Raw genomic sequence first — 1,424 nt, forward strand, 5'->3', positions numbered from 1 at the left:
ATGAATATAAGATATTGACATCTAAAGGAATACAAAAAAGATTTTTAGAAGCAGTTAGCAGAAGGAAAGATATTAATGTTATTTTAGAATATTTATTAATAGATTTAGATAATGATTACAGTAACTTAGTTAATGTTAACATTAACTCGATTAATGATAACAGAAGTACACAAAGTAAAGTAAAGAAAAGTAAAGTAAAGAAAAGTAAAGAATATAACAACAAAAAGAATGATGGTTGTTGTGATGATTTTGATAATGATCTTTTGAATGAAGAGGAATTATCAGATACTAAAAAAGATGACTTTAAAGTACTAGCTAATCTATATCAAAAATGTGGTTTTACTATTAATGGTTTTACACCAGAATGGATTAAACAAACATTAGAGCAATATGGATTTGAATGGTTTAAAAATGCAATATTGTTAGCAGAAAAACATGATGCAAGATCAAAATCCTATGTAGAAACAATACTTACCAATTGGAATACCAATGGAGGTATGGATTTAGGAGGTAAGAAAAAACCTCAGAAACCTAAAGGGAAGAAAGTACAGACTCAATTCCATAATTTTGAGCAACGTACAACAAAGTATTCTGCTGATGAACTAGAAGCTAAGGTTAGAAAAAAATTTGAAAATAAAATAAGTGGGATGTGATTATTATTAATAAAGTAATACTTATAGGAAGATTAACAAAGGATCCAGAACTAAGATTTTTACCTGGTAATGGAACTGCAGTATCAACATTTACTTTGGCTGTAGACAAGAATCTAAGCAAAGATAAAAAACAAGAATTTGAACTTGCAAATAAACCTACAGCAGATTTTTTAAGAACAGTGGTATGGGGAAGACAAGCAGAAAATTGTGCAAACTATCTTGCTAAAGGAAGGCTTGTAGCAGTTGAAGGCAGAATAGAAACTAGAAACTATGAGAATTCAGAAGGCCAAAGAGTTTATATTACAGAGGTTGTAGCTGAAAGGGTGCAATTCTTAGAGTTCGGAAATAAAGATAATAATAACTCTAATTCTAGCAATAATGGATATGGAAATATGGATGGATTTCAACCAGTAGATGATGAAGATATACCATTTTAGGGAGGATTATTAATGCAAATAACAGGATTAAAAATATTAGATAAAGTTTTGTATGAAAAAAAGAAAGTAGAATTAGAACAGAAGTTAAAAAGTTATTTAGGATTGAAACATGATTTACTTAAAGACAATGGATTTAAATTCAATGTTTCTAAAGTTGCATATGAAAATAAAAAACTTAATAGAGAATTCAATATAGATGTTGTGAAAGAACTCAGTACACATCAACTTGTACAGGCTATCAAAAAAAGTAAATGGACAGTGATATAAAATGCCATTAACATTAGAAAAAGAGAAATGTTCAGATAGAAATATAGAGCAATTAAAGAGTTTAAGA

The 1,424-nt window shown here is 28.3% G+C and carries 2 protein-coding genes and 1 pseudogene; all 3 read left to right on the forward strand.

Features of this window, described 5'->3' with window-relative positions; all coding sequences use genetic code 11:
• A pseudogene (locus tag D3Z33_RS16405) lies at positions 1-653 on the forward strand (hypothetical protein); the annotation flags it as partial.
• Positions 654-658: 5 nt separating this feature from the next.
• Positions 659-1,090, forward strand: a complete 432-nt coding sequence (locus D3Z33_RS16410; protein ID WP_160198853.1) for a single-stranded DNA-binding protein — start codon at positions 659-661, stop codon at positions 1,088-1,090.
• Positions 1,091-1,102: 12 nt separating this feature from the next.
• On the forward strand, positions 1,103-1,357 hold the full coding sequence (locus tag D3Z33_RS16415) for a hypothetical protein (RefSeq protein ID WP_160198852.1): 255 nt from the start codon (positions 1,103-1,105) through the stop codon (positions 1,355-1,357).
• Positions 1,358-1,424: the final 67 nt, after the last annotated feature.

Origin of the sequence: Senegalia massiliensis (genome assembly GCF_009911265.1) — a bacterium.
Taxonomy (GTDB): Bacteria; Bacillota; Clostridia; order Tissierellales; family SIT17; genus Anaeromonas; species Anaeromonas massiliensis_A.